The organism is Roseococcus thiosulfatophilus, from assembly GCF_017311575.1.
GTDB lineage: Bacteria > Pseudomonadota > Alphaproteobacteria > Acetobacterales > Acetobacteraceae > Roseococcus > Roseococcus thiosulfatophilus.
In genome coordinates this window covers 1-25588 of record NZ_JAFFQY010000005.1, presented here as the reverse complement: position 1 = coordinate 25588, position 25588 = coordinate 1, and the positions used below count along the sequence as shown (strand labels likewise).

General features: G+C 72.4%; 26 protein-coding genes. 17 read left to right on the top strand and 9 right to left on the bottom strand.

Going from position 1 to position 25588, the window contains the following annotated elements:
* Positions 1-34: 34 nt before the first annotated feature.
* From JTN19_RS03215 to JTN19_RS03205, 3 genes are all read right to left on the bottom strand, one after another.
* A complete protein-coding gene (locus tag JTN19_RS03215; protein WP_206930470.1) occupies positions 35-730 on the bottom strand; it encodes a DUF1194 domain-containing protein in 696 nt (231 codons plus the stop codon).
* 72 nt (positions 731-802) lie between these two features.
* On the bottom strand, positions 803-2206 hold the full coding sequence (locus JTN19_RS03210; RefSeq protein WP_206930469.1) for a malonyl-CoA decarboxylase: 1404 nt from the start codon (positions 2204-2206) through the stop codon (positions 803-805).
* A 56-nt stretch (positions 2207-2262) separates the two neighbouring features.
* A complete protein-coding gene (locus JTN19_RS03205) occupies positions 2263-3672 on the bottom strand; it encodes an NAD(P)H-hydrate dehydratase (protein WP_206930468.1) in 1410 nt (469 codons plus the stop codon).
* A 48-nt stretch (positions 3673-3720) separates the two neighbouring features.
* Between JTN19_RS03205 and JTN19_RS03200 the strand changes: the two genes are divergently transcribed.
* The 8 genes from JTN19_RS03200 to JTN19_RS03165 are packed head-to-tail and all read left to right on the top strand — an operon-like array spanning position 3721 to position 8968.
* Entirely contained in the window at positions 3721-5046 is a 1326-nt protein-coding gene (locus JTN19_RS03200) for a sulfite oxidase (RefSeq protein WP_206930467.1), read from the top strand.
* Positions 5046-5390: a hypothetical protein gene (locus JTN19_RS03195; RefSeq protein ID WP_206930466.1), complete on the top strand. Its 345-nt coding sequence runs from the start codon at positions 5046-5048 to the stop codon at positions 5388-5390. The genes JTN19_RS03200 and JTN19_RS03195 overlap by 1 nt, the downstream gene beginning before the upstream one ends.
* An 8-nt stretch (positions 5391-5398) precedes the next feature.
* Positions 5399-6028, top strand: a complete 630-nt coding sequence (locus JTN19_RS03190) for a hypothetical protein (RefSeq protein ID WP_206930465.1) — start codon at positions 5399-5401, stop codon at positions 6026-6028.
* A gap of 36 nt (positions 6029-6064) precedes the next feature.
* Entirely contained in the window at positions 6065-6688 is a 624-nt protein-coding gene (gene parA, locus JTN19_RS03185) for a ParA family partition ATPase (protein WP_206930464.1), read from the top strand.
* Positions 6689-6741: 53 nt separating this feature from the next.
* Positions 6742-7200, top strand: coding sequence for a CopD family protein (locus JTN19_RS03180; protein ID WP_206930463.1), 459 nt, complete (start codon positions 6742-6744; stop codon positions 7198-7200).
* Entirely contained in the window at positions 7197-7628 is a 432-nt protein-coding gene (locus tag JTN19_RS03175; protein WP_206930462.1) for a GNAT family N-acetyltransferase, read from the top strand. The genes JTN19_RS03180 and JTN19_RS03175 overlap by 4 nt, the downstream gene beginning before the upstream one ends.
* 12 nt (positions 7629-7640) lie before the next feature.
* Complete coding sequence (locus tag JTN19_RS03170) at positions 7641-8618, top strand: zinc-binding dehydrogenase (protein WP_206930461.1); 978 nt, start codon at positions 7641-7643, stop codon at positions 8616-8618.
* Positions 8615-8968: a hypothetical protein gene (locus tag JTN19_RS03165; RefSeq protein WP_206930451.1), complete on the top strand. Its 354-nt coding sequence runs from the start codon at positions 8615-8617 to the stop codon at positions 8966-8968. Before JTN19_RS03170 ends, JTN19_RS03165 begins: the two co-directional genes overlap by 4 nt.
* Positions 8969-8974: 6 nt before the next feature.
* Here the strand turns inward: JTN19_RS03165 and JTN19_RS03160 are convergent, their stop codons facing one another.
* Entirely contained in the window at positions 8975-9925 is a 951-nt protein-coding gene (locus JTN19_RS03160; RefSeq protein ID WP_206930449.1) for a Bug family tripartite tricarboxylate transporter substrate binding protein, read from the bottom strand.
* Positions 9926-10162: 237 nt separating this feature from the next.
* On the opposite strand from JTN19_RS03160, the gene JTN19_RS03155 reads away from it, so the two are divergent.
* The 3 genes from JTN19_RS03155 (at position 10163) to JTN19_RS03145 (ending at position 13913) form a co-directional block, all read left to right on the top strand.
* Positions 10163-11188 (top strand): cysteine synthase A, encoded by a 1026-nt coding sequence (locus tag JTN19_RS03155; protein ID WP_206930447.1) that lies wholly within the window; start codon positions 10163-10165, stop codon positions 11186-11188.
* A 2-nt stretch (positions 11189-11190) separates the two neighbouring features.
* Entirely contained in the window at positions 11191-11829 is a 639-nt protein-coding gene (gene cysE, locus JTN19_RS03150; RefSeq protein WP_206930445.1) for a serine O-acetyltransferase, read from the top strand.
* A 77-nt stretch (positions 11830-11906) separates the two neighbouring features.
* Positions 11907-13913 carry an ATP-binding protein gene (locus JTN19_RS03145; RefSeq protein ID WP_206930443.1) on the top strand — a complete coding sequence of 669 codons (2007 nt, stop codon included), beginning with the start codon at positions 11907-11909 and terminating at the stop codon, positions 13911-13913.
* An 8-nt stretch (positions 13914-13921) separates the two neighbouring features.
* Here JTN19_RS03145 and JTN19_RS03140 read toward each other — a convergent pair whose 3' ends face one another.
* Positions 13922-14137, bottom strand: coding sequence for a DUF3126 family protein (locus tag JTN19_RS03140; RefSeq protein WP_206930435.1), 216 nt, complete (start codon positions 14135-14137; stop codon positions 13922-13924).
* Positions 14138-14229: 92 nt separating this feature from the next.
* Positions 14230-15111, bottom strand: a complete 882-nt coding sequence (locus JTN19_RS03135; RefSeq protein WP_206930425.1) for an MBL fold metallo-hydrolase — start codon at positions 15109-15111, stop codon at positions 14230-14232.
* Positions 15112-15174: 63 nt separating this feature from the next.
* On the opposite strand from JTN19_RS03135, the gene JTN19_RS03130 reads away from it, so the two are divergent.
* From JTN19_RS03130 to JTN19_RS03120, 3 genes are read left to right on the top strand one after another with little or no spacing between them, the layout of a single operon-like run.
* On the top strand, positions 15175-15513 hold the full coding sequence (locus tag JTN19_RS03130; protein ID WP_242530819.1) for an ArsR/SmtB family transcription factor: 339 nt from the start codon (positions 15175-15177) through the stop codon (positions 15511-15513).
* 19 nt (positions 15514-15532) lie between these two features.
* A complete protein-coding gene (locus JTN19_RS03125) occupies positions 15533-16063 on the top strand; it encodes a rhodanese family protein (RefSeq protein ID WP_206930423.1) in 531 nt (176 codons plus the stop codon).
* Between the two features lie 3 nt (positions 16064-16066).
* Complete coding sequence (locus tag JTN19_RS03120; RefSeq protein WP_206930415.1) at positions 16067-16843, top strand: sulfite exporter TauE/SafE family protein; 777 nt, start codon at positions 16067-16069, stop codon at positions 16841-16843.
* Positions 16844-17023: 180 nt separating this feature from the next.
* Here JTN19_RS03120 and JTN19_RS03115 read toward each other — a convergent pair whose 3' ends face one another.
* The gene (locus tag JTN19_RS03115) at positions 17024-18103 is read right to left on the bottom strand and encodes an aminotransferase class V-fold PLP-dependent enzyme (RefSeq protein WP_206930414.1); all 1080 of its coding nucleotides are present in this window, start codon (positions 18101-18103) and stop codon (positions 17024-17026) included.
* 100 nt (positions 18104-18203) lie between these two features.
* Here JTN19_RS03115 and JTN19_RS03110 point away from each other — a divergent pair, with 100 nt between their 5' ends.
* From JTN19_RS03110 to JTN19_RS03100, 3 genes are read left to right on the top strand one after another with little or no spacing between them, the layout of a single operon-like run.
* Positions 18204-21512, top strand: a complete 3309-nt coding sequence (locus JTN19_RS03110; protein WP_206930412.1) for a transglutaminase family protein — start codon at positions 18204-18206, stop codon at positions 21510-21512.
* Positions 21505-23967 (top strand): circularly permuted type 2 ATP-grasp protein, encoded by a 2463-nt coding sequence (locus tag JTN19_RS03105; RefSeq protein ID WP_206930410.1) that lies wholly within the window; start codon positions 21505-21507, stop codon positions 23965-23967. The genes JTN19_RS03110 and JTN19_RS03105 overlap by 8 nt, the downstream gene beginning before the upstream one ends.
* Positions 23968-24000: 33 nt before the next feature.
* Positions 24001-24879, top strand: a complete 879-nt coding sequence (locus JTN19_RS03100; protein ID WP_206930408.1) for a transglutaminase family protein — start codon at positions 24001-24003, stop codon at positions 24877-24879.
* Here the strand turns inward: JTN19_RS03100 and copM are convergent, their stop codons facing one another.
* Both copM and JTN19_RS03090 read right to left on the bottom strand, forming a co-directional pair.
* Positions 24880-25269 carry a CopM family metallochaperone gene (gene copM, locus JTN19_RS03095; RefSeq protein ID WP_206930407.1) on the bottom strand — a complete coding sequence of 130 codons (390 nt, stop codon included), beginning with the start codon at positions 25267-25269 and terminating at the stop codon, positions 24880-24882. It abuts the gene before it with no gap.
* Positions 25270-25340: 71 nt separating this feature from the next.
* A partial coding sequence (locus JTN19_RS03090) for an isochorismatase family protein (RefSeq protein ID WP_206930405.1) occupies positions 25341-25588 on the bottom strand: 248 nt, incomplete at its 5' end.

The window sequence follows — 25588 nt, the reverse complement described above, 5'->3', positions numbered from 1 at the left end:
GCGCGGCGCGGAAAACACCAGAGGCTTCGGCGCGTCAGGAAATCTCGCGGATCAGCTTGGCGCGGAGCGAGCGCGTCAGGTCCATCCGGCTGTCGGCCTGCATGACGAAGGCGCCGGGGCCGCCGATCACGTCGCGCTCATAGATGGCGGCCAGGTTCTCCCCGCCGCGCGTCAGGCCGCCGGGCGCGATGGCCAGCGCGTTCACCACCATGCCGCGCCGCACCACGATGTCGCGCGCGATGGGGGCCGGGCGGTGGCTGCGCATGTCGGCGGCATCGCCGGAGACATCCATCACCAGGCGTTCCCCGGTGAAGGGGCCTTCGCGCAGCATGTGGCTCGCGTGGTGGATGGCGTCGCCGATGGCGTTCCAGGATTGCGGGGTGCGGGGGGCGGCCAGCAGCGCCTCGGCGAAATCCTGCGCGCTGGCGATGCCGCCCACCTGCATCCAGTCCACCACCACCTGCGAGCCGCCCGGCGTGCCCCATTCCAGCGCGGCCAGCCCGATGGCCCCGCGCCGACCGGAGGCGATGGCGGCCAGCACCGCGGGGTGGGTGATGGCCTCCGCATAGCCCTCGCGCTGGAGGCGGAACTCCTCCTCGCCGATGGAGCCGGAGGCATCCATGGCCAGCACCAGCAGCACGTCGAGCTGTGTTGGCGACTGCGCGCGAACGGGCGCGGCCAGCAGGGCGGGGGCGGCGAGCAGGGCGCGCCGGGCGAAGGGTGGTGCCATGGGAGACCTCACGGCGCGAATGAAGCGCGAGCCTAGCGGTGCGGCCCCCGGGCCCGCCAGCGAAATACCGGGTCAGGCCTTCAGCAGCTTCTTCACCCCATTGGCCATGGCGCGCTTGCCCTCGCCCACATAGGCCTCGTGGTTGTCCTCGATGAAGGCGGGGTCGTAGAGGTAGTTCACCATCAGCCCCGCGCTTTCGCGCATCCCCTTCTCGGAGGTGTCGCCGCGCCAGTTCACCCGCTCAACCCGCGCGCCGTTGGAGAGGTGGAAATGCGCCACCGGGTCGGCGGCGCGCTTGGGGTCGCGCCCCGCCTCCACCGCGACCCAGCGCGCGCAAAGCCGGGTCAGCGCCGCCTCCAGCGCCTTGTTCGCCGCGGCGTCGAGGTTGCGGCGGCCCAGCATCAGATGCAGCGCGGTCAGCGGCGCCACCTCGGGTGCCGCGCCGCTGGCGGCGCGGATGGCGTTGGCTTCGTCGGGCGTGAGCAGGGTGGCGTCGCCCGCCTCCTCGCGCTTGGACAGCCAGCGGCAGAAGCCCGGCACCGGCGAGAGGGTGGCGAATTGCTTGAGGTTCGGGAATTCCCGCCCCAGCACCTCGACCACGCGCTTGATGAGGAAATTGCCGAAGGCGATGCCGTCCAGCCCGCGCTGGCAGTTGTTGATGGAGTAGAAGATGGCGGTGTCGGCCTGGGTGGGGTCCAGCACATCGGCCGTCGGGTCCAGCAGCGCCTGCACGCTGGACGCCAGCCCCTTCACCAGCGCGATCTCCACGAAGATCAGCGGCTCCTCCGGCATGCGGGGGTGGAAGAAGGCGTAGCAGCGGCGGTCGGAATCGAGGCGGTTCTTGAGGTCGTCCCAGCTTTCGATGCGGTGCACCGCCTCGTAGCGGATCAGCTTCTCGAGCAGCGCGGCGGGGCTGTTCCAGTCAATGCGGCGCAATTCGAGAAAGCCCACGTCGAACCAGGCGGCCAGCAGCCCGCGCAGATCGGCTTCCAGGGCGCCCAGCAGGGGGTCGCCCTCGGCGGCGCGCAGCAGGTCCTCGCGCAGGTCCACCAGCAGGCGCATCCCATCGGGGATGGCGGCGAATTGCTGCAGCAGCCGGATGCGCGGGGCTTCCAGCGCGCGCCGCATCTGCACCTTGGCGGCGGCGCGGGCGGCGGGGTCGGGCGCCGCGCTCCAGGCGGCGATGGCGCCTTCCACGGATTTCGGGTCGGCGTCGAAGCCGGCCAGGGTGCGGAGGAAGGCCAGGCGCTCCTCGCGCGGCAGGCTGCGATAGGCGGTGGCCAGCAGGGCGGCGCGGCCCCGCGCCGAGACCTCGCCCCCCTTGCCCGCCAGGCAGGCGCGCATCTGTGCGGCGATGTCGAGATTGTCGGCCTCGCGCGTTCCCACGCGATCGGCCATGTCGCGCCACAGACCCGTGACGCGGCGGAGCGCGCGGTCCATGAGGGTTTCGCCGGCAGGCAGGACCGTGTCTGGCATCGTCGTCTCCGTCAGTCCGGCAATGTAGCGCGGAAATATCCGGAAACAAAGGACGATCAGACAGGGCGGGTTGCAGCCAGCGCCTCGGGAAGATCCTCGGCCAGCAATGCGGGGCCGGCATGGCGCGCGGCGGCCCCCTGCCACCAGGCGGCGGCCGAGGCGGCTTGGAAGGCCGGCATGCCCTGGGCCAGCAGCGCGGCCGCCATGCCCGCCAGCACATCCCCCGTGCCGCCGGTGGCGAGCCAGGGCGGCGCGTTGTGATTGATCACGACTTCGCCATCCGGCGCGGCGATCAGCGTGTCGCTGCCCTTCAGCAGCACAGTGGCGCCCGTGGCGGCGGCGGCTTCGCGCACCGTGGCGGGCCGGTCCTCGCCGGGCGGGCCGAAGAGGCGGGTGAACTCGCCCGCATGGGGGGTGAGGAGGGCGGCGCCGGGCAGCAATTCCGGCGCCCCGGTGCAGGCCGTCAGCGCCCCGGCATCCAGCACCGTCGCCCGCCGCGCGGCGTGCAGCGCGGCCAGGGCGGCGCGGGTGGTGTCATCGGGCGGCAGGCCGGGACCGACCAGGAAGACGGCACGCGGCAGGTTTTCCATGAGCGCGCCAAGGGGGTCCTCGCTGACCAGCAGCCCCGGCTCCGCCAGGCGCAGCCCGCGCGCGAGGCCCGCGTCCATGCAGGCCAGCGTCACCAGCCCCGCCCCGGCACGCCGGGCCGCCCGGGCGGCGAGGCGCGCGGCACCCGGCATCCGCGCCCCGCACAGCACCACCACATGGCCCCGGCTGTGTTTGTGGGTGGCCGCGCCGGGCCGAGGCAGCGTCCACAGCGCCGGGCCATTGGCGAAGGCGCGCGGGCGGATGCGGTCCAGCACCCAGGCGGGCAGGCCGATATCGGCCAGCACCAGTTCGCCGCAGAGATCACGCCCGGGGTTCAGCAGATGCCCCGGCTTGCAGCGGAAGAAGGTGACGGTCAGCGCGGCCTGGGGCGCGAAGCCCCGCGCCGCCCCCGTGGCGCCGCAGACACCCGAAGGCACGTCCACCGCCACCAGCGGTGCGGTGATGCCCCGCAGCAGCTCCGCCAGCGCCGGCTCCAGCGGCCGCGCCAACCCGGCGCCGAAGATCGCATCCACCACGAGCCCCGCGCGCGCGATCGTCTCCGCGGTCAGTGGCCGCACCGGCCCGTGCCAGCGCGTCGCCGCGCCCGCCGCGTCGCTCCCCGGGCGCGGGGGCGCGAGCGGCGCCACCGCCACGTCCCAGCCCGCGCGCTCCAGGTGGCGGGCGGCGACGTATCCATCCCCGCCATTGTTGCCCGGCCCGGCCAGCACCACCGCGCGGCAGGGGCGGAAGCGCGCCTGGATGGCGCGGGCCACGGCCCGGCCGGCGGCCTCCATCAGCGCGGGGCCGTTGCCGGCCAATTGGTCGGCGCGGGCCATTTCGGCGGGGGTCAGCAGGGCCAGGTCGGATCGGGTGGACATATGTGCCGAACACCTTCAGAATGCCGCGAGAATAGGGAGGACGTTGAGATGAAAAAGGCTTTCCGCACCGAACGCAGCGCGGCCGAACTCTACGCCGATGATCCCGAACGCGCCGATGCCCTGGTGTGGAACCGGCGCGGCGCGCTGAAAGGCGCCGCACTCGCCGCCATGGGCACCGCGGTCGGCGGCGCCATCCCCTTCTCGGCGCAGATGCCGGGCGGCACGCTGCCCGCCCTCTTCACCCGCCCCGCCGCCGCCCAAGGCTCCGGCGGCCCGCAGATGATGCGGATCGACGGCAAGGTGGAGATGATCCTGCAGGGCGAGCGCCCCCTGGTGCTCGAAGCGCCCGAGACCGCGCTGGATGACGCCGTCACGCCCAATGACAAGATCTTTGTGCGCAACAACGGCCAGCTCCCCGAGGTCGCGGCCAACCCCGACGCCTGGCGCTTCACCATTGACGGCGAGGTGAACACCCCGCTGACGCTGACGGTGGCCGAGCTGCGCAGCCGCTTCGAGAACGTGACGCTCCAGCTGCAGATGGAATGCGGCGGCAATGGCCGCGCGCAGTTCCAGCCGCAGACGCGCGGCAACCAATGGGGCAATGGCGCCATCTGCAACGCGGCCTGGACGGGCGTGCGCCTGCGCGACGTGCTGCGCGCCGCCGGCGTGAAGGAGACCGGGCGCTACACGGGCCATTTTGGCGCGGACCCGCATCTGTCCGGCGCCACCGACCGCGCAGCCATCAGCCGCGGCATGCCCGTCGCCAAGGCCATGGACGAGGACACGCTGATCGCCTTCGCGGTGAATGGCGGGCCCATTCCCCACATCAACGGCGCGCCGGTGCGGCTGCTGGTGCCGGGCTGGCCGGGCAGCCTCAGCCAGAAGTGGCTGACGCGCGTGACGCTGTTGACGGAGCCGCATCGCGGCCAGGGCATGGGCGGCACCAGCTACCGCATGCCGGTGCGGCCCATCGTGCCGGGCAGCAGCAATGACGGCGCGGATTTCGCGGACATGACCTCCATGCCCGTGCGGTCCATCCTCTCCTCGCACGCGCATGGCACGCGGCTGGCGGCGGGCACGCGCAACCTCGACCTGCGCGGCGCCGCCTGGGCGGGCGACCATTCGGTGCGCGCCGTCCATGCCAGCGTGGATTTCGGCCAGACCTGGACCGAGATGCGCGTGGCCGCCCCCGCCAACCGCCACGCCTGGCAGCGCTGGGAAGGCCGCGTCGCCCTGCCCTCCGACGGCTATTACGAGGTGTGGTACCGCGCCACCGACAGCGAGGGCCGCATGCAGCCGCACGCGCCCGCCAACTGGAACCCGCAGGGCTATGGCGCCAACGCCATCAGCCGCGCCGCGATCCTGGTGGGCTGATGCTGCGGACACTCGCCTTCCTGTTCGCGCTGGGCGGAGGTCTTGCCTTCGCCCAAACCAGCCTCGACCAGGCCACCCAGCCGGTCGAGGAACCCTCCATCCTCCCCGCCGGCGAGGGGCAGGAGGAGGTCTTCTACGCCTGCACCGCCTGCCACAGCACCGCGATCATCCGCCGCAGCCGCTTCAGCGAAGCCCGCTGGGATGAGCTGATGACCTGGATGACCGAGGTGCACGGCATGGCGCCGCTGGAAGGCGAGGAACGCCGCCTGATCGTCACCTACCTGGCCCAGCATTTCGGCCCGGCCCAGACCCGCCCAGGCGCCCGCAACCCCTTCCTGAACTGACGGGCGGCATGGCGCTCACCATCGCCTGCCTGCACACGGGCGCCTCCAACGCCGCGCTCTTCGACGCCGCGGCCGCCGCCCTGCCCGGCGGCGCGCTGCGGCTCACGCATGAATGCCGCCCCGAATGGCTGCGCGCGCCCGATGCGGCGCTGCTGGTGGAGGTCGCCGCCCTGCTGCGCGCCATGGCGGAAGGCGCGGATGCCGTGCTGCTGACCTGCTCCACCATCGGCGAGGCGGTGGATTTCGCCCAGGACGCCCCCCACCCGGTGCTGCGCGCCGATGCGGCGCTGGCCGCCGCCGCGACGCGCACGGGGGGCGAGGTGACGGTGCTCTATGCCGCGCCCAGCACCCGGGCCAGCACCTGGAAGCTGTTCTCCGAGGCGGCGGCACAGACCGGCGCCGATGTCGGGCTCTATGGCGTGCCCGGCGCCTGGGCGCTGTTCCAGGAAGGCCGGTTCGAGGAATACCACGCCGCCATCGCCAAGGCGGCGCGCGGAAGGCGGGGACGGGTGGCGCTGGCCCAGGCCTCCATGGCGCCCGCCGCCGCCCTGCTGGCCGAGGCCCCGCCCCTGACCGTGCCGGGCACCGCCGTCATGGCCGCCGCGCGTGCTGCGTTGCAGCATCGCAAAATGGGGTAGGGTGGGTCCGCGAATCGGACCAGCAGGGGGACGGCCATGGCCTTCGTCATCACCGTCGCGCAGCAGAAGGGGGGTGCGGGCAAGTCCACCCTGGCGGCCAACCTCGCCGTGGCGCTGGGCGAGGGCGGCGGCCGCGTCGCCCTGCTCGACACCGACCCGCAGGGCACGCTGGCCCGCTGGCAGGCGCTGCGCGGGGCCGATTCCGCGCCGCTGGCCTTCGAGGCGCCGGCCGGCTGGCGCGTGCAGGGCGCGCTCGACCGCCACCGCCGCGCGGCCGATTTCGTGGTGATCGACACGCCACCCCATGCCGAGACGGAAAGCCGCCTGGCCATCCGCGCCGCCAACCTGGTGCTGGTCCCGCTGCAACCCTCCCTGCCTGACCTCTGGGCCAGCGAGGCCACGCTGAACCTGGCCGAGGCCGAGCGGCGCGACCACCGCCTGGTGCTGAACCGCATGCCCCCCACCGGCAAGCTGCGCGACGTGATCCTGGGCGAGCTGGCCCGGCGCGGCGCCCCGGTGCTGGAGGAGAAGCTGGGCAACCGCTCCGCCTTCGCAGCCGCCTTCGCGCTGGGCCAGGGGGTGACGGAAAGCGAGCCGCGCGGGATGGCGGCGGCCGAGATGCGGGCGCTGGCGGCGGCGCTGCGGGGCTTCATGCCCTGAAGTTTCCGCGCAGGGTCATTCCAACAATGGCAGTCAGGGATTAGCTTGGTTCCATGGTCTCCAACCTCGCCTACACGCTTCACCTGGTCTTCGCCGTGCTCTGGGTCGGCGGCATGGGCTTCGCGCTCATGGCGCTGCGGCCCGCGCTGGCCACGCTCGAACCCGCGCAGCGCATGGCGCTGATGGGGGGCGTGCATCGCCGCTTCTTCCTGGTGGTGTGGCACGCGGTCGCCATCGTGCTGCTGAGCGGCTACTGGCTGCTCTTCGGCTATTACGGCGGCTTCCGCGGCGTGGGCTGGCATGTCCACCTGATGCACCTGACGGGCATCCTGATGGCGGCGGTCTTCATCGCCATCTTCACCGGGCCCTGGAAGCAGATGCGCGCGGCGCTGGCCGCCGGCGACACGGCGGGGGCCGCGGCCGCGAATGACCGCATCCGCCAGCTCATCCTCGTGAATTTCGTGCTCGGCATCCTCACCGTCGGCGTGGCGGCGTGGGGCCGGCTGGGATGAGCCTGCCCGCCGGCATCTCCATCAGCGACGATGACTACCCGGAGCTGGAGGCCGTCGCCGCCATCCAGCGCGGGCTGCACGGCTTCAACCAGGAGATGGGCGGCCCTTACGACCGCGAGCCGGTGACGGTGCTGGCGCGCGATGAGAACGAGGTGGTGAAGGGCGGCCTGCTCGGCCTCACCTACTGGAACTGGCTGTTCATCGATTGGCTGTGGCTCTCGCGCGAGATGCGCGGCAAGGGGCTCGGCACCGAATTGCTGGGCCGCGCCGAGGCCCTGGCCCGCGGCCGCGGCTGCACCGACGCCTATACCGACACCTTCAGCTTCCAGGCGCCCCATTTCTGGGAGCGCAATGGCTGGCAGGAGGCGGGGCGGCTGGATGGCATGCCGCCCGGCCATTCGCGCATCTGGTACCGCAAGAAGCTGTAGGAAACGCTGTCCATGAAGGCTGCCGTCGTCACCGAGCAAGGTCTCGTCGTCAAGGAAGTGCCCGTGCCCAAGCCGGGCCCCGAGCAGGTGCTGATCCGCCTGCGGGCCATCGGGCTGAACCGCGCCGATCTGGGCGTCGCCGCCGGCCACAAGCACGGCGCCATCGGCGGCCCCGGCGCCATCCCGGGCCTGGAGGGTGCGGGCGAGGTGGTGGAGGTGGGCAGCGAGGTGCCGGACAGCGTGCGGCCGGGCATGCGCGTCATGGCCTCCATGGCGGCGTCCTATGCCGAATATGCGCTGGCCGACTGGGGCCGCGTGGCGCCGGTTCCGGACAGCAACCTCTCCTGGGAACAGGCCGCCACCCTGCCCATCGCGCTGCAGACCATGCATGACGCGGTGGTGACGCATGGGCTGTGCAAGCCCGGCAGCGCCGTGATGATCCAGGGCGCCTCCTCAGGCGTGGGGCTGATGGGCTTGCAGATCGCGCGGCTGATGGGGGCGTCCGTGGTGGTCGGCAGCTCCACCAACCCGGAGAAGCGCGCTCGGCTCGCGGAATTCGGCGCGACGCTGGCGGTGGACACCAATGATCGCGGCTGGGTGCAACAGGTGCTGGACGCGACGGGCGGGCGCGGCGTGGACGCGGTGGTGGACCAGATCAGCGGCAAGCTGGTGTCCCAGACCTTGGCGGCCACCGCCATCCTGGGGCGCATCGTCAATGTCGGGCGGCTCGGCGGCGCGGTGGCGGAGTTCGACTTCGACCTGCATGCCGCGCGGCGCATCAGCTATATCGGCGTCACCTTCCGCACGCGCAGCGTGGCCGAGGTGCGCGAGATCGTCCGCCGCATGCGCGCCGACCTCTGGCCCGCGCTGACCGAGGGCAAGCTCGCCCTGCCGCTCGACCGCGTCTTCCACCTGGACGAGGTGGTGGAAGCGCTGGCGCACATGAAGGCCAACCGCCATTTCGGCAAGATCGCGATGGTGACGGCGTGAGGGCCTGGCTGCTGGCGGCGGCGGCGCTGCTGCTGGCCCTGCCCGCCGCCGCCCAGACCACCACCTATTGCAACGGGCGGCTGACGGCCGACAGTTTCGAGGTGCGCGGCACCACCGGGCAGAACCCCCGCTCGCACTTCGTGGCGCATCTGCGGAACACCCACAGCGTGCCGCTGCGCGTGGTGGTGCTGTTCACGGGCGATGCCTTGGGCCGGCCCGAAGGCCGCCCGCGCAGCCTGGCGCCCGGCGCCACCTGGTCGGTGCCGCTGGGCTACCAGAACCGCCGCCCCGGCGTGCCGCCCATGACGCCGGACCGCCTGGCCGCGGCCACGCGGATCAGCTGCCAGTAACGGGCGTCAGTCGGGCCGCATCCCGGTGCGGCGGATCACCGCCTCCCAGCGCGCGGCGTCGGCGCGCAGGCGTTCGCCCAGCGCCTCGGGGGGTTCGGTGACGGGCTCGATGCCCAGCGCGTGCAGGCGCTGCGTCACCTCCGGCAGGGCCAGCACCTGGACCAGCGCCGCATGCAGCCGCGCCACCACCGCGGGGTCAGTGCCGCGGGGTGCCACCAGCCCGTGCCAGCCGGCCACGGCCACGCCCGAGAAGCCCGCCTCGGCGAAGCTCGGCACATCGGGCAGGGCGGCCGCGCGGCTCGCGGTGGAAACGGCGATGCCGCGCAGCTGCCCCGCCCGCACGCGGTCCGTGATGGCGCCGATATTGATCATGACGCCCTGGAGCGACCCGCCCATGAGGTCCACCAGCGCCAGCGCGCCGCCGCGATAGGGCGCGTGGATCACCCGCGTCTCGCTGGCCTGTTGCAGCACCTCCAGCAGCAGGTGGGACAGGCTGCCATTGCCCGGCGTGCCGACGGCCAGCGGCTCGGCCCGGCTGGCGGCGACGAAGCCGGCCAGGTCGCGGATGGGGGAATCCGCCCGCACCACCAGGATCTGCGGGACCGAGGTGGCCTGGGCCACCGGCGCGAAATCCTCCACCGGGTCGAAGCCCAGGTTGCGGAACAGGGAACGGTTGATGGAGAGGCTGTCGGAGCCCGCCACCAGCGTCAGCCCATCGGGCCGCGCGCGGGCACCCAGCGCATAGCCGATGTTGCTGCCGGCGCCGGGGTGGTTCTCCACCACGATATTCTGGCCCAGCAAGGGGCCCAGATGGCGGGCGAAAAGGCGCGCCACGATGTCCTGGCTGCCCCCCGGGGCGACGGGGACGATCAGGCGGATGGGGCGGTCGGACTGCGCCAGGGCCGGCGCGGCGAAGGAAAGCGCCGGCAGGGCGGCGAGGAGGGAACGGCGGTGCATGGATGGAGTCTCCGGCGGGTGAGATGATGGGGCGGGCGGATTAATCCACCTTCCTACATCGTTATTTATCGCGGGCTAATGGCACATCCATGGGCGCTATATAAGCGCGCTCCTTCGTGTAAAACAAGATGCAATTCCCGATGCCTCATGCGCCTTTAAAAAACCCTCCCCGGCCGTGATGCGCACCCCTCAACTCGCCCTTGTTTCACGCCCCCGACCGGCTGATATGCTGCCTTCATGGATGCGCCCCCTCCCCCCTCTCCCGTCACCGGCTTGCTCGGCGCCATCGGCCATACGCCCTTGATCCGCCTCGCCCGCGCCTCGGCCGCCACGGGCTGCGACATCCTGGGCAAGGCGGAGTTCATGAACCCCGGCGGCAGCGTGAAGGACCGCGCCGCACTCGCCATCATCGAGGGCGCGGAGGCGCGGGGCGAACTGCGCCCCGGCGGGCTGATCGTGGAGGGCACGGCGGGCAATACCGGCATCGGCCTGACGCTGGTGGGCAATGCCCGCGGCTATCGCAGCGTGATCGTGATGCCGGAGACACAGAGCCAGGAGAAGATCGACTTCCTCCGCATGATCGGCGCGGATTTGCGCCTCGTCCCCGCCAAGCCCTTCAAGGACCCCGGCAACTACGTCCATGTCAGCCGTCGCCTGGCGGAGGAGCTGGCGCAGAGCCATCCCGGCGGCGCCATCTGGGCCAACCAGTTCGACAACCTCGACAACCGCGAGGGCCACAGGCGGACCACCGGCGCCGAGATCCTGGCCCAGGCGGGCGGCCGCGTGGACGCCTTCACCTGCGCCTGCGGCACCGGCGGCACGCTGGCCGGGGTCGCGATGGCGCTGACGCGGGCGGACCCAAGCACCCTCATCATCCTCGCGGACCCCAAGGGCTCGGCCCTCTATTCCTGGGTCAAGACCGGCACGCCGGAGATGAGCGAGGGCTCCTCCATCACCGAGGGCATCGGCCAGTCCCGCGTGCCGGCGAACCTCGAAGGCGTTCGCATTGACGACGCCGTGCAGGTGCCGGACGAGGAGGCGCTGGAGCAGGTCTTCGACCTGACCATGCATGAGGGCCTATGCATCGGCGGCAGCGCGGGGCTGAACGTGGCGGCCGCGATCCGGGTGGCGAGGCGCCTCGGCCCAGGCCACCGCATCGTCACCATCCTCTGCGATGGCGGGGCGCGCTACCAGTCCAAGCTGTTCAACCCCGAATTCCTGCGCGGCAAGAACCTGCCCGCACCCCCCTGGCTGGTGAACTGACCATGGAGATCATCGCCCTCGGCCGCTCCATCCGGGAGCGGGACCCCGCCCGCCCCTCCTGGCCGGAGGTGATCTTCTCCTACCCCGGCCTGCACGCGGTGCTGTGGCACCGGCTGGCGCACTGGCTCTGGCGTCGTGGGTTGCGGGGCCTCGGGCGCTTCGCCTCGCATCTGGGGCGGATGCTGACGGGCATCGAGATCCATCCCGGCGCGCGCATCGGCCAAAGGCTCTTCATTGACCACGGCATGGGCGTCGTCATCGGCGAGACGGCGACCATCGGCGATGACGTCACCATCTATCATGGCGTCACCCTGGGCGGCCTCTCCATGAAGGCCGGCAAGCGGCACCCGGATGTGCAGGATGGCGTCATCATCGGCGCCGGCGCGCAGGTGCTGGGGCCCATCACGCTAGGCGCCGGCAGCCGGATCGGCGCCAATTCCGTGGTGGTGGCCCCCGTGGCGCCGCACACCACCGTGGTCGGCATCCCCGCCCGCTGCGTGGGCGAGGGCTGCCCGGAAACCGCCACCGTGGGTTACGGCCTGCCGGCCGGCGAGGCCGATCCGGTCGGGGAACGCCTGGCGACCGTGGAGGCGGAACTTCGTGCCCTCAAGGTCTTGCTGGAACGACGCCTGGCCGGCTAACAGCCTTTCCACTTGCAAGCCGCTCGACATGGTGACACCACTCGTATCAATTCGAGGGGGGTCGAAGGAGCGCGTAGATGGCAGAGGCCGGGGTCGAGGCGACCGTGGTGCCCCTGGCCGAACTGGCCAAGCTTTTGGATTCCATGGGCCTCGCGATGTGCGTCTTCGACACGCAGCACCGCACCCGCCTCTGGAATGACAGCTTCCTCCGCTACTTCCCGGAGCATGCGGGCCATGTCTATCCAGGCGAGCCCTATGCCGAGAACCTGCGCCGCTTCTACGCCACCCGGCTGAGCGAGGCCGAGGCCGCGCACATCGAACGGCACATCGCCGACGGCATCCTGCGGCACGAACGCCAGTCCTGGCCCTTCGAGTTCGTGCACCGGGGCCGGCGGCTGCGCGTGGCGGTGCTGCCGATGGCCGATGGCGGCCGGCTGCGCGTGTGGGTGCCGCTCGGCCTCGGGCCGGCGGGCGATGTGGGGCTGCTCGAGGACCACCCCCCCGAACGCAAGCAGGACGAGGTCCCGCTCATCGCCGATGGCGCGATGGTGCGCGACGCGGAAGACCGCATCCTCTCCGTCAACAACCGCTTTGCCGCCATCTATGGGCTGGACCATGCGACGGAGGCCCAGGGGCGGGATTTCCGCGCCCTGGTGGAGGCGCTCTGGGCCGGCCGCCCCGGCGCGGCGGAGGCGCGCCTGGCGCTGACGGACAATCCCCGCTTCGAGGGCGCCCCCTTCGAGGTGCCCTTGCCCGATGACCGTTGGGTGCGCGTGAGCGAACGCCGCACCCAGGAGGGCATCGGCATCAGCGTGCATGTGGACGTGACCGACCTGGTGCGGCTGGAACGCGCGGCGGCGGCGGCGCAGCTGCGCTCCGCCGCACTGGCCGCCTCGCTCAAGGCCGAGATGGAGGAACGCCGCCGCACCGAGGCCGCCTTGCAGCGCAGCCAGCGCGCGGAGGCCATCGGCCAGCTCACCGGGGGCGTGGCGCATGACTTCAACAACCTCTTCGCCGTGATCCAGGCGGGGCTCGACCTGCTGGAGGCCACGCCCGAGGATGCGCGGCGGCCCGGGCGCATGGCCATGCTGCGCGATGCGGTGGCGCGCGGCGCGGCGCTGACCGGGCAGCTCCTCGCCTTCTCCCGCCGCCAGCCCCTGGTGCCGCGCGCCGTGGCGCTGGCGCCCCTGCTGGAAGGGATGCTGCCCCTGCTGGGCACCACCTGCGGCAGCACGGTGGAGATCACGCTCGACCTGCCGCCGGACCCGCCGGTGGCGCTGGTGGACCCCACCCAGCTGGAGTTCGTCGTGCTGAACCTGGCCGTGAACGCACGCGACGCCATGCCCGATGGCGGGCGGCTCATGCTCTCGCTGGGCACCGAGACCCTGGCCGCGGGCGAGGAGGAAGGCGCCCCCGCCCCTCCCCTCTCCCCTCCCCCCTCCCCTGGCCGCTACGCCGTGCTGACGGTGCGCGACACCGGCATCGGCATGAGCGAGGCGGTCCGCAGCCGGGCGCTGGAGCCCTTCTTCACCACCAAGGGCGACAGCGGCGGCAGCGGGCTCGGCCTCAGCCAGACGCAGGGGCTGGCACGGCAGTCGGGCGGGATGGTCCATATCGAGAGCGCGCCGGGCCAGGGCACCGCCGTCCATCTCCTGCTGCCCGCCATCGCGGGGCCCGCCCAGCCCGGCGCGCTCCACGCGGAGAAGCCCATCCGCAAGTTGCGGCTGCTGCTGGTGGAGGATGAGGCCTCGGTGCGGATGATGCTGGCCGACCTGCTGGCGGCACTCGGCCACAGCGTCACCTCCGCGCCGGATGGCGAGGTGGCGCTCGGCCTGCTGGAGGAAGGGCTGGCCCTGGACGTGCTGGTCACGGACATGCGGATGCCGCCGGGCCTGACGGGGCCCGAACTGGCCCGCGCCGCCTGGCGGGACCGGCCGGACCTGCCCGTGCTCTTCGTTTCACGCCATGCCGAGCCGGAGCTGGAGCAGCTCGGCGGGCGGTTCCTGCTGCTGCGAAAACCCTGCCGGCCGGACGATCTCCAGCAGGCCCTCCGCCGGCTGGTCTGCGGCCACCCGTTGAACTGAGGCGTCCCTCAGTTGAGGGGCAGGTCCTCGGACAGGACCGAGATGGTGACATGGTAGGCCACCTCGCCATCCTCGGCGTCGCGGTCCACGGTGCCGATGGTCTCGCCATCCACCAGCAGTTCCACCGGGCCGTTGCGGGTCTGCGCGGCGCGGATGGTCAGCTTCTGCGTGCCCAGGAGGCGGCGGAGATGGGCCTGGACGGCCTGGATTTCGGCGGGCTTCATGGTCTGGTCATCCCTGTGTGGCGCGGGGGGAGCGGATACGCGCCCCGGCCGGGCTTGTCCAATCCGCCGGCCGGGAACCCGCCATGCCGAGCCTACATCAGCGCAGCCGGGTTCCGCGCCGTCACCGGCACCCTGAGGTAGCGCACGCCGTTGCTCTCGGCCTCCGGGAAACGCCCGGCGCGGATGTTCACCTGGATGGAGGGCAGCAGCAGGGTGGGCGCCGAAAGCGTGGCGTCGCGGCCCTGGCGGAAGGCCACGAACTCCTCCTCGGTCTTGCCGTCCTTCACATGGGGGTTGTGCGCGCGCTGCTCCGCCACGCTGGACTGCCAGGCATAGGTGTCGCGGTTCGGCGCCTTGTAGTCGTGGCACATCCACAGCCGCGTGTGGCCGGGCAGGCTCAGCAGCCGCTTGATGGAGCGGTAGAGGGTGCGCGCGTCGCCGCCCGGGAAGTCGGCGCGGGCGGTGCCGTAGTCATGCATGAAGATGGTGTCGCCCACGAAGACGTCGTCGCCCATCTTGTAGGCCACGCAGGCCGGGGTGTGGCCGGGCAGGTGCATCACCTCGACGGTGATGCCGCCCAGCATGAAGCGCTCCCCGTCGCGGAACAGCAGGTCGAAATCGCCGCCGCCTTCCTTCACGTCCTGCGCGTCGAACACCGGGCGGAAGATGCGCTGCACCTCCGTGATGTGCTCGCCGATGCCGATGCGCGCGCCGGTGCGCGCCTTGATCCAGGGCGCGGCCGTCAGGTGGTCGGCATGGGCGTGGGTCTCCAGCACGAGCACGACCTTCAGGCCGTGGTCCTGCGCGGCCTTGAGCATGCGGTCGGCGAAGGCGGTGTCCGCCGTGCCGGACTTGTGGTCCCAGTCCAGCACGGGGTCCACGATCGCCGCCTGCTTCGTCGCGGGGTCGGACACCAGGTAGCTGACCGTGTTGGTCGGCTCGTCGAAGAAGGGCTGGATGGTGGGGGTGGGCATGGCGGTGTCCTTATTCGTGTTGACTTATATATAAGCGATCGCTATCTTAGCGTCAACGAATAGATGAGCCCCTTTCCGATGGACCCCGCTTCCCAACTCGAGACCCACGCCCAGGATGCCGCCTCGCTCCTGCGGCAGCTCGCCAATGCCCGCCGGCTGATGCTGCTGTGCCAGCTCGCGGCCGAGGGCGAGGTGACGGTGGGGCGGCTGGCGGAGCGGGTGGGCCTGTCCCAGGCCGCGCTCTCCCAGCACCTGATGCGCCTGCGCGCGGAAGGCCTGGTCGCGCGGCGGCGGGAGGGGACGCACCTGCACTACCGCATCGCGGACCCGCGGGTGGGGCGCCTGATGACGGCGCTGCATGAGCTGTTCTGCGAAGCGCACGCACCCGCCCTCACCCATTGAACCCTCAGGAGACCACGCCATGAGCCTTCCCACCATCACCCCCGCCCGCGCCGCCGCCCTGCTGAACGCCGGCCAGGCCATCCTCGTGGATGTGCGCGAGGCCGATGAGCGCGCGCGCGCCCAGATCCCGGGCACGGCGCACCTGCCCGTCTCGCGCATCGGTGAGGCCGAACTCGCCGTGCAGGCGGGCAAGGCGGTGATCTTCCACTGCCAGTCCGGCCGTCGCACGGCCGAGAACGCGGCGGCGCTCGCCGCCCGCGCCTCCGGCTGCGAGGCGATGATCGTGGAAGGCGGCCTCGACGCCTGGCGCCAGGCTGGGCTGCCCGTGGCCGAGAACCGCAAGGCGCCGCTGCCGCTGATGCGCCAGGTACAGATCGTGGCCGGTTCGCTGGTCGTGCTCGGCGCCGTGCTGGGCTTCGCGGTGTCGCCGCTGTTCCACCTGCTCTCGGGTTTTGTCGGCGGCGGGCTGGTGATGGCGGGCGTGGTGGGCCTCTGCCCCATGGCCAATGCGCTGGCCATGATGCCCTGGAACAAGCGCGCGGTGGCCTGAGCCATGGACATCTCCGCCCTCCAGGCCGCGCTGGCGGCGACCTCCGGCTCGCTGGTGGGGTTCACGCTGGCGCTGGTGGGCGGCGGCGGGTCCATCCTGGCCGTGCCGCTGCTGGTCTATCTGGTGGGCATGCCGCAGGCGCACCTGGCCATCGGCACCAGCGCGGTGGCCGTGGCGCTCAATGCGGGGCTGGGGCTGCTCAGCCATGCGCGGGCGGGGAATGTGCGCTGGCCCTGCGCCAGCGTCTTCGCCACCGTGGGTGTGGCGGGCGCCTTCGCGGGGGCCGCCATCGGCAAGCGGGTGGACGGGCAGGCGCTGCTGGCCGCCTTCGCCGTGCTGATGGCGGTGGTGGCCGTGCTGATGCTGCGCAAGGGCGAACCCGTCCCCACCACCACCGTGCGCCTCTCGCGCGGGAATGCGCCGGCGCTGGTGGGCGCGGGCGGGGCGACGGGCCTGCTGTCGGGCTTCTTCGGGATCGGCGGCGGCTTCCTCGCCGTGCCGGGGCTGATGGCGGCGACGGGCATGGGCTCGCTGAACGCCATCGGCTCCTCGCTGGTGGCCGTGACGGCCTTCGGCGCGACCACCGCCGCGAGCTATGCGCTGTCCGGGCTGGTGGACTGGTGGATGGCCGCGCTGTTCGTGGCGGGCGGCGTGCTGGGCAGCCTGGGCGGGGCGCGGGTGGCACGGGGGCTGGCCGCAAGGCGGGGCGTGCTGACGCGGGTCTTCGCGGCGATGCTGCTGGCGCTGGCCGTGTTCATGCTGGTGCGGGTGCTTGCCTGAGCGGCCGATTCACGCCTTCGGCGAAGACGCCGAAGGCGATCGGACGCAGGGCTGAGCGGCCGATTCACGTCTTCGGCGGAGACGCCGAAGACGATCGGGCGCGGGGCTGAGCGGCCGATTCACGCCTTCGGCGAAAACGCCGAAGCCGACCGCACGCGGGGCTGAGCGGCCAATCGGCCGCTAGAACACCCCCTTCAACGCCGCCAGCGCCCAGGCCACGTCCGCCTCGCCATTATAGCCGTGGAAGCTCACCCGGATGCGGCCGCGGCCATTCCAGACCAGCACGCCGCGTTCCTCCAGTTCCCGCACCGCCTTCGCCGCCTCCGGGTGCGGCAGGCAGACGCTGGCGCCATGGTTCGGCGGCGTCATCACCGGCAGCCCGGCCGCGAGGCAGCGGGCGCGCAGATCGCCCGCCAGGGCCAGCACATGCGCCTCGATCCCCTTATGCCGCGCGAGATAATCCAGCGCGCCATCCAGCGCATAGACGCCCGCATGGTTGGGGTTGCCGCGGCAGAAGCGCATGGCGTCGGGCACCAGGGCGAAGGGCTGGGTCCAGTCGGGCCGCCCCTGCACGGCCATGGAATACCAGCCCGCGCTGCGTGGCGCCCAACCGGGCTGGCGCGCGCGGTTCCAATACGCCACCGCGATGCCGCTGATTCCCAGCATCCATTTGTAGCAGGCGGCGAAGGCGAAGTCGGCGATGCCGGCCTCGATCCGCGACCAGCCCGCCGCCTGGGTGTGGTCCACCACCAGCAGCGCGCCCACGCCATCGGCCAGGGCGCGGAGCGCGTGCAGGTCCACCCGCTCAGCCGTGAGGAAGCTCACGCTGCTCACCGCGATCACGCGCGTGCGCGGCCCCACCAGCGCGGCCACGCCACCGGGCCCTTCCGCCACGCGCAGCGTGACACCCGGCCGCATGGCGAAGGGCGCGGCGAGCGAGGGGTATTCGATATCCGCCAGCACCACCTCGTCGCCCTCGGCCCAGTCGAGGCTTTCGGCCAGCATGGCCACACCCTCGGCCACAGAGGAGACGAGGCCAATCTCCTCCGCCGCGCAGCCCCAGCCGGCGGCGAGCTTGCCGCGCAGCCGGCCCACCATCGCCTCCTGCCGCGCATCGCCCGCCGGCCCGTCGGATTTGTCGGCGAGATACCGGCCCAGCGCGCCATCCAGGGCGTGCAGCGCGGGCGTCTTCCCCCCGGCGCAGAGATGCAGGATTCCGGGCGGAATGCGGAAATCGGCGGCGTTGAACAGCGTGCTCATGCGCCAAGTGTGTGGCCAGGCGCGAAAAACGCGCAATCTTCGGCATTTCGCCGGGGGCAAAGGCGCCTATAACCTCGGGCAACCACAGATCGGGCTGCCCATGTCCATCCACGCCGCGCTGACCCATCGCACCACCTACCGCTATGACCGCCCGGTGATGCTGGGCCCGCAGGTGATCCGGCTGCGGCCGGCGCCGCATGCGCGCACGCCCATCCTGTCCTACTCCCTGAAGGTCGAGCCCAAGCCCCACTTCATCAACTGGCAGCAGGACCCGCAGGGGAATTTCCAGGCGCGCGTGGTCTTCCCCGAGCGCGTGACGCATTTCGACGTGACGGTGGACCTCGTGGCCGACATGGCCACCATCAACCCCTTCGACTTCTTCCTGGAGCCGGATGCCGAGCACTGGCCCTTCGAATACGACCAGGTGCTCGACCAGGAACTGGCGCCCTTCCGCCGCATGGACGCGCCCGGCCCGCTGCTGAAGGCGCTGCTCGCGGAAATCCCGCGCGGGCGGCAGCGCAGCGTGGACCTGCTGATGGGCCTCAACACGCGCATCCAGGAACGCATCGCCTACATCGTGCGCCTGGAGCCGGGCGTGTGGGAGCCGGAGCGCACCCTGGGCGAGGGCCGCGGCTCCTGCCGCGACAGCGCCTGGCTGTTCGTGCAGGCGGCGCGGCATCTCGGTTTCGCGGCGCGCTTCTGCTCGGGCTACCTCATCCAGCTCGTCGCCGATGTGAAGCCGCTGGACGGGCCGGAAGGCCCGAGTGCGGACTTCACCGACCTGCACGCCTGGGCGGAAGTCTATCTGCCCGGCGCGGGCTGGGTGGGGTTCGACGCCACCTCCGGCCTGCTGGCGGGCGAGGGGCATATTCCGCTGGCCTCCACGCCGGAACCGGCCTCCGCCGCGCCCATCTCGGGCGGGGTCGAAAAGGCGGAGGTGGAGTTCGGCTTCGAGATGAAGGTGGTGCGTCTGCGCGAGACGCCGCGCGTCACCAAGCCCTACACGCCGCGGCAATGGCAGGCCATCCAGCAGGCCGGGCAGCGCGTGGACGCGGCGCTGAAGCGGCACGACGTGCGCCTGACCATGGGCGGCGAACCCACCTTCGTCGCCGCCACGGACCGCGAGGCCGCGGAGTGGAACACCGACGCCATGGGCCCCACCAAGCGCGCCTATGCCGGGCGGCTGCTGCGGCGGTTGGCCCCGCTCTGGGCGCCCGGCGCCGTGCTGCACTACGGCCAGGGCAAGCAATATCCGGGCGAGCCTTTGCCCCGCTTCGCCCTGCACTGCATCTGGCGCCCGGATGGCGAGGCGGTGTGGCGCGACGCGGCCCTGCTGGCCTCGGACGACGACAAGGACGACGCGACCGCGCTCGACGCCATCCGCTTCGCCAAGAAGCTGGCCGAACGCCTGCAGGTGGACCCGGCCCTGGCCGTGCCCGCGCATGAGGACGTCCACTACTACCTGTGGAAGGAAGCGCGCCTGCCCGCCAACGTGGTGGCCGAGGACAGCAAGCTCGCGGACCCGCTGGAACGCGCGCGCATGCGGCGGCTCTTCACCGAGGGGCTGGCCGAACCGGCCGGCGCCGTGCTGCCGCTGCGCCGCGTGGTGCAGGGCGGGCAGCGGCGCTGGCAATCCGGCCGCTGGTTCTTCCGCGAGGATACGCTGTTCCTCACGCCCGGCGACGCGCCCATGGGGCTGCGCCTGCCGCTGGCCTCGCTGCCCTGGATCGACCCCAAGGCCGCGGCGCTGGAGGCCGAGAGCCCGCCCGACCCCTTCGCGGAAAAGCCGCCTTTGCCGCTGCGGGACCAGCTGCGTGCCAGCGTCGCACGGGAGGGCCGGATCGAAGGCTTCCGCCCGCAGCCCCAGCCGGCGCCGGAAGTCGGCATGGACGACCCCGCCCAGGTCCGCACCGCCCTCTGCGTCGAGCCGCGCGGCGGCATGCTGCACGTCTTCCTGCCGCCCCTCTTCGCCGCGGAGGATTGGCTGGAACTCATCGCCGCCATCGAGGACACGGCGGCCGAGGCGGGGCGCAAGCTCTTCCTCGAGGGCTACCTGCCGCCGCATGACGACCGGCTGAACCATTTCTCCGTCACCCCCGACCCGGGCGTGATCGAGGTGAACATCCACCCCGCCCATTCCTGGGCGGAGATGACCGAGCGCACCACGCAGCTCTACGAGGAGGCCCGCCAGGTCGGGCTGGCCACGGAGAAGTTCATGCTGGACGGCCGCCATGTGGGCACCGGCGGCGGCAACCATGTGGTGATGGGGGGCACCACCGTCGCCGACAGCCCCTTCCTGCGCCGGCCGGACCTGCTGCGGAGCCTGGTCTCCTTCTGGCACAACCACCCCTCGCTGAGCTTCCTGTTCAGCGGCCTCTTCATCGGCCCCACCAGCCAGCATCCGCGTGTGGACGAGGCGCGGATGGACGCGCTGCGCGAGATGGAGATCGCGTTCCGCGAACTCGACCGCGCCGGCCCCAACCCGCCGCCCTGGATGACGGACCGCCTGTTCCGCAACCTGCTGGCGGACATGACGGGCAACACCCACCGCACCGAGTTCTGCATCGACAAGATGTACGACCCGAACCACAGCGGCGGCCGCCGCGGCCTGGTGGAATTCCGCGCCTTCGAGATGCCGCCGCACGCCGAGATGAGCATGGCGCAGATGCTGCTGATGCGCGCGGCCCTCGCCGCCTTCTGGGAGAAGCCCTATCGCCGTTCCCTCGTGCGCTGGGGCACCGCGCTGCATGACCGCTTCATGCTGCCCGAATACGCGGTGGCGGACTTCAAGGGCGCGCTGGAGGAACTCTCGCAGATCGGCACGCCGCTCGACCCCGCCTGGTTCGCGCCGCACATCGAATTCCGCTTCCCCCAGATCGGGCTGGTGCAGGTGGCCGGCATGGAGGTGGAACTGCGCCACGCCCTCGAACCCTGGCATGTGCTGGGCGAGGAAGCGGCGGCCGGCGGCACCGTGCGCTATGTGGACAGCAGCACCGAGCGCGTGCAGGCCCGCGTCACCAACTGGGTGCCCGAGCGCTATGTGCTGGCCGCGAATGGCGTGGCCGTGCCGCTCATGCCCACCGAGCGCACCGGCGAATACGTCGCGGGCATCCGCTTCAAGGCCTGGGACCCGCCCTCGGCCCTGCACCCCACCGTGCGCGCCCAGGGGCCGCTGGTGCTGGATGTCTATGACCGCTGGACGGGTCGCTCGCTGGGCGGGCTGACGCACCAGGTCGTGCACCCCGGCGGCGTCGCCTATGCGGATTTCCCGGTGAACGCGAACTCCGCCGAGGCGCGGCGCCGCGCCCGCTTCTACCCCATCGGCCACACGCCGGGCCTGATGACCGAGCCCATGGCCGCCCCCAGCCTGGAACACCCCTGCACGCTGGACCTGCGCGCCCATGCCTGAAGCGCCCTGGCCCGCCGCCCTGCTCGAGAACGGGCCGGATGAGATGGTCTCGGGCCATGGCGACATCCGCGCCCATTGGCGTGGCGTGGTGGGCGTCATCGGCAGCCTGGGGCGGCCGGCGGTGGCGGAGCGCGGCCAGCGCCTGACGCGGGCCATGCTGGAGGAAGGGGTGGCCTCCATCCTCCCCGGCGCCGCGGGCGGCGGCGCCTGGCGGCTCGACCCTGTGCCCCTGCCGCTGGAGCCGCGCGAGTTTGAGGCGCTGGCCGAGGGCATTGCCCAGCGCGCCCGGCTTCTGGATGCCGTGCTGGCCGATCTCTATGGCGCGCAGGAGACGCTGGCGGCCGGCCTGCTGCCCGCACCGCTGGTCTTCGGCAGCCCCGCCTTCCTGCGCGCCGCGCGCCGGGGCATGAGCGCGCCGCATCGCCCGCTGCTGCACCTCTACGCGGTGGACCTGGTGCGCGGCACCGACGGGCGCTGGGCGGTACTGCAGGACCGCACGGGCACCGCCTCCGGCCTTGGCCAGTTGCTGGAGAACCGGCGCCTGCTCGGCTCCGCCATGCCCGAGGCCATGCGGACCATGTTGCCGCGGGCCATCACCCCCTTCTTCGACCTGTGGCAGGAGGCGCTGTCGCGCCTCGCGCCCCGCCACAAGCCGGACCCCGCCGTGGCCCTGCTCTCCCCCGGCACCAGCGACGCGCATTGGTTCGAGCATGTGGTGCTCTCGCGCGAGCTGGGCTGCGCCCTGGTCGAGCCCGGGGACCTGACGGTGCGCGGCGGCGCGCTCTACCTCAAGACGCTGGTCGGATTGCAGCCAGTGGACGTGGTGCTGAGCCGGCTGAACGCCAACGGCCTGGACCCGCTGGACCAGCCCGATTCCCACGCGGCGGGCGGCGTGCCGGGCATCCTGGACGCGGCCCGCCACGGCGCGCTGACCCTGCTGAACGCCCCCGGCGCGTCGCTCGCCGAAATGCCCGCCCTGCCCGCCTTCCTGCCCGCCCTCAGCGCGCGCCTGCTGGGCGAGGCGCTGCTGCTGCCCTCGCTGCCCACCCACTGGCTGCGCGCGAACGAGGCCCCACCGCCCCTGCCGGAAGGCCATGCCGCCTGGGCCTTCCGCCCCGCCGGCGACGGGCTGGCGCCCGAGGCCTGGGCGCCCACCCCTGGCCTGCCCCAGGCCGCCATCGCCCTGCCCCCCCTGCCGGTGGCCCCGGCGCTGGAGGAGGGCAGGCTGAACCCGGTGCCCCTGGTGCTGCGGATGTTCGCCATCTCGGACGGGGTGAACTGGCATGTGCTGCCGGGCGGCCTCGCGCGCCATGTCAGCGCCGGCACGCGGCTGACCGGCCGCCTGCCCGGTGCCGGCTGGTGCAAGGATGTCTGGGTGCCGGCCGACCCGGGCGAGGCCATCATCGGCCCCGCCGCGCAATCCGCGCCGCCGCTCGCCATCCGCCGCACGCCGGCCGCCATCCCCTCGCGCGTGGCGGACAACCTGTTCTGGCTGGGCCGCTATGTGGAGCGGCTGGACCGCGGCGCGCGTTTGCTGCGCGCCACCATCGCGCGGCTGCGGCGCGGCGGGCTTTCGCCCCGCGAACTGGCGGAACTCTCGGCATTGACCCTCTGCCTGCGCGAGGCCGCGCTGGTGGATGACGAGGCCCGCGTCTCCGCCGGCAGCCTCACCCCGCTGGCCGAGGCGCTGATGCGCGGCGCGCGCCCGGGCGTGCGCGACCTGCACCGCCGTATCGGCGGGCTGATCGAGGCGGTGCGCGACCGGCTGACGGCCGACATGCACGCCACCTTCACCCAGACCCTGCGCGCGGCGGAGGAGGCCCTGGCCGCCCCCCTGCCGGACCTGCAGGATCTCGGCCGCGCGCTGATCCCCTCGCTGCGCTTCGCCAATGCGGTGGCGGGTGTCGCGGCCGAGAACATGGTGCGCGGCGGCGCGCGACTCTTCCTGGAACTCGGGCGGCGCATGGAACGCGCCCAGGCCGTGGCGGGCGAGGTGGCGGTGGCGCTGGACGGCCCGCCCGCGCGCATCGAGGCCGGGCTGCGCCTGGTGCTGGAATTGTGTGACAGCGTCATCACCTACCGCAGCCGCTACCTCGGCGTGCTGCAACCCGCGCCTGCGCTGGACCTGGTGCTGGCCGATGGCGCCAACCCGCGCGGCCTCGCCTTCCAGCTCCAGGCCATCGCGGACGCGCTGGGCGAGGTCTCGGCCGACCCCGACGACCCCGGCGCGGCCGAGGCCGAACGCCTGCTGGCCATCGCGGAGGACTTCACCCCCCGCCTGCTCGCCGCGCGCGACCAGGCACAGGAGGCCGCGCTGCTGCCGCCCGAGCTGCGGCGCATGGCGCAGGACCTGGCCACGCTGTCGGACGTGGTGTCGCGCCGCTATTTCGCGCTGCTGCCGCCGGCGCGGGCGGTGGGGGTGGACATGGGCGAGGCGGCGGTCATCGAGGCCTGACGCCGGACCCTAACCTGCGATAGGGTCCGCCCGATGATCTACTCGCTGCGCCACCGCACGGCCTATGCCTACGCCCAACCGGTGGACCTGGCCGCGCACCTGCTGCACCTGAAGCCCCGCGCCCTGCCCGGCCAGAAGGTGATCTCGGCGCGGCTGACCTGCCTGCCCGCCCCCGACCACCACACCGAGACGCACGACCATTTCGGCAACCCGGCCACGCGCCTCTTCCTCGCCGCCCCCCACACCAGCTTCGAGGTGGAGGCGGAAAGCCTGGTGGATGTCTGCTTCGCCCCGCCCCCACCCCCCGAGGCCACGCCCCCCTGGGAGGCGGTCGCGGCCGCCGCCGAGGGCGTGGAGACCGCGGATTTCCTGCCCCCCACGCGGCTGATCCCGCCGCTGGCCGCCGCCACCGAATATGCGCGCCCCTCCTTCCCACCCGGAAGCGCCGTGCTGGCCGGGCTGCTCGACCTCAATGCCCGCATCCGGCGCGACTTCACGTTCCAGGCGGGAGTCACCAGCATCACCACCCCCATCGCGGAGGTGATGCGCACGCGCCGCGGCGTCTGCCAGGACTTCACGCAGGTGATGCTGGCGGGCATGCGCGGCCTCGGCCTGCCGGGGCGCTATGTGTCGGGCTATATCCGCACGCGGCCGCCGCCTGGACAGGCGCGGCGGCGCGGCGCGGACCAGAGCCATGCCTGGGTGTCAGCCTGGATGGGCGCGGGGCTGGGCTGGGTGGGGCTCGACCCCACCAACGGCATCGTGGTGCGGGACGAGCATGTGGTGCTGGCCTGGGGGCGCGACTTCGCGGATGTCTCGCCCCTGCGGGGCGTGCTGCTGGGCGGCGGCGAGCACCGGCTGACGGTCAGCGTGGACCTGGAATCGCTGGAGGACGCGCTGCCGGCGCGGTGATCAGCGCGGCAGGCGCTGGAGGATGGCGCGCATCTGCGCGATCTCACGCTCCTGCTCGCGGATCACGTCCTGGGCCAGGGCACGCACCTCCGGGTCGCGGCCATGTTCCAGCACGATGCGCGCCATGGCGATGGCGCCCTCATGGTGCGGAATCATGCCCGCCACGAAGTCGCGGTCGGCATCGCCGGTATAGGTGATGTCCATGGCCGCGTGCATGCGGGCATTGGCTTCCATATAGGCGCGCGTGGCGGCATTGGCGGGCGGGGCGGCGGCCTGGTGGTGGGCGTGCCCGCCATGCCCGCCGCCGCCTTGCGCCAGCACATAACCAAGCACGCCGCCCGAGCCGATCAACATCAGGGCGGCGAGAAGAAGGGGGATGGCGCGGCGCATGTGGAATTCTCCCGTGGCGGTGTTCGCCAAGGGATGCGCCGTGCCCCTGTGGGAAGGTCAAGCGCGGTGTTTCAGCGGGCCTCCATGCCCGACAGGCCCTGCACCACATCGCCCACCGGCAGCACGTCCGCGTATTTCACCGCCATGTCGTAGAGGTTCGCGAAATGCGGGCTCTCATGCCGGTCGGCCACGCATTCCTCCGGCACGACCATGCGGTAGCCGCAGGACAACCCCTCCACCACCGTGGCCCGCACGCAGCCGGAGGTGGAGCCGCCGGTGACGATGACAGTGTCAACCCCATGGAACGTCAGCAGCGAAC

Coding starts and splice junctions, on each gene's coding strand:
- JTN19_RS03215 (WP_206930470.1), bottom strand. CDS start 730: ATGGCACCACCCTTCGCCCGGCGCGCCCTGCTCGCCGCCCCCGCCCTG.
- JTN19_RS03210 (WP_206930469.1), bottom strand. CDS start 2,206: ATGCCAGACACGGTCCTGCCTGCCGGCGAAACCCTCATGGACCGCGCG.
- JTN19_RS03205 (WP_206930468.1), bottom strand. CDS start 3,672: ATGTCCACCCGATCCGACCTGGCCCTGCTGACCCCCGCCGAAATGGCC.
- JTN19_RS03200 (WP_206930467.1), top strand. CDS start 3,721: ATGAAAAAGGCTTTCCGCACCGAACGCAGCGCGGCCGAACTCTACGCC.
- JTN19_RS03195 (WP_206930466.1), top strand. CDS start 5,046: ATGCTGCGGACACTCGCCTTCCTGTTCGCGCTGGGCGGAGGTCTTGCC.
- JTN19_RS03190 (WP_206930465.1), top strand. CDS start 5,399: ATGGCGCTCACCATCGCCTGCCTGCACACGGGCGCCTCCAACGCCGCG.
- parA (WP_206930464.1), top strand. CDS start 6,065: ATGGCCTTCGTCATCACCGTCGCGCAGCAGAAGGGGGGTGCGGGCAAG.
- JTN19_RS03180 (WP_206930463.1), top strand. CDS start 6,742: ATGGTCTCCAACCTCGCCTACACGCTTCACCTGGTCTTCGCCGTGCTC.
- JTN19_RS03175 (WP_206930462.1), top strand. CDS start 7,197: ATGAGCCTGCCCGCCGGCATCTCCATCAGCGACGATGACTACCCGGAG.
- JTN19_RS03170 (WP_206930461.1), top strand. CDS start 7,641: ATGAAGGCTGCCGTCGTCACCGAGCAAGGTCTCGTCGTCAAGGAAGTG.
- JTN19_RS03160 (WP_206930449.1), bottom strand. CDS start 9,925: ATGCACCGCCGTTCCCTCCTCGCCGCCCTGCCGGCGCTTTCCTTCGCC.
- JTN19_RS03155 (WP_206930447.1), top strand. CDS start 10,163: ATGGATGCGCCCCCTCCCCCCTCTCCCGTCACCGGCTTGCTCGGCGCC.
- cysE (WP_206930445.1), top strand. CDS start 11,191: ATGGAGATCATCGCCCTCGGCCGCTCCATCCGGGAGCGGGACCCCGCC.
- JTN19_RS03145 (WP_206930443.1), top strand. CDS start 11,907: ATGGCAGAGGCCGGGGTCGAGGCGACCGTGGTGCCCCTGGCCGAACTG.
- JTN19_RS03140 (WP_206930435.1), bottom strand. CDS start 14,137: ATGAAGCCCGCCGAAATCCAGGCCGTCCAGGCCCATCTCCGCCGCCTC.
- JTN19_RS03135 (WP_206930425.1), bottom strand. CDS start 15,111: ATGCCCACCCCCACCATCCAGCCCTTCTTCGACGAGCCGACCAACACG.
- JTN19_RS03130 (WP_242530819.1), top strand. CDS start 15,175: ATGAGCCCCTTTCCGATGGACCCCGCTTCCCAACTCGAGACCCACGCC.
- JTN19_RS03125 (WP_206930423.1), top strand. CDS start 15,533: ATGAGCCTTCCCACCATCACCCCCGCCCGCGCCGCCGCCCTGCTGAAC.
- JTN19_RS03120 (WP_206930415.1), top strand. CDS start 16,067: ATGGACATCTCCGCCCTCCAGGCCGCGCTGGCGGCGACCTCCGGCTCG.
- JTN19_RS03115 (WP_206930414.1), bottom strand. CDS start 18,103: ATGAGCACGCTGTTCAACGCCGCCGATTTCCGCATTCCGCCCGGAATC.
- JTN19_RS03110 (WP_206930412.1), top strand. CDS start 18,204: ATGTCCATCCACGCCGCGCTGACCCATCGCACCACCTACCGCTATGAC.
- JTN19_RS03105 (WP_206930410.1), top strand. CDS start 21,505: ATGCCTGAAGCGCCCTGGCCCGCCGCCCTGCTCGAGAACGGGCCGGAT.
- JTN19_RS03100 (WP_206930408.1), top strand. CDS start 24,001: ATGATCTACTCGCTGCGCCACCGCACGGCCTATGCCTACGCCCAACCG.
- copM (WP_206930407.1), bottom strand. CDS start 25,269: ATGCGCCGCGCCATCCCCCTTCTTCTCGCCGCCCTGATGTTGATCGGC.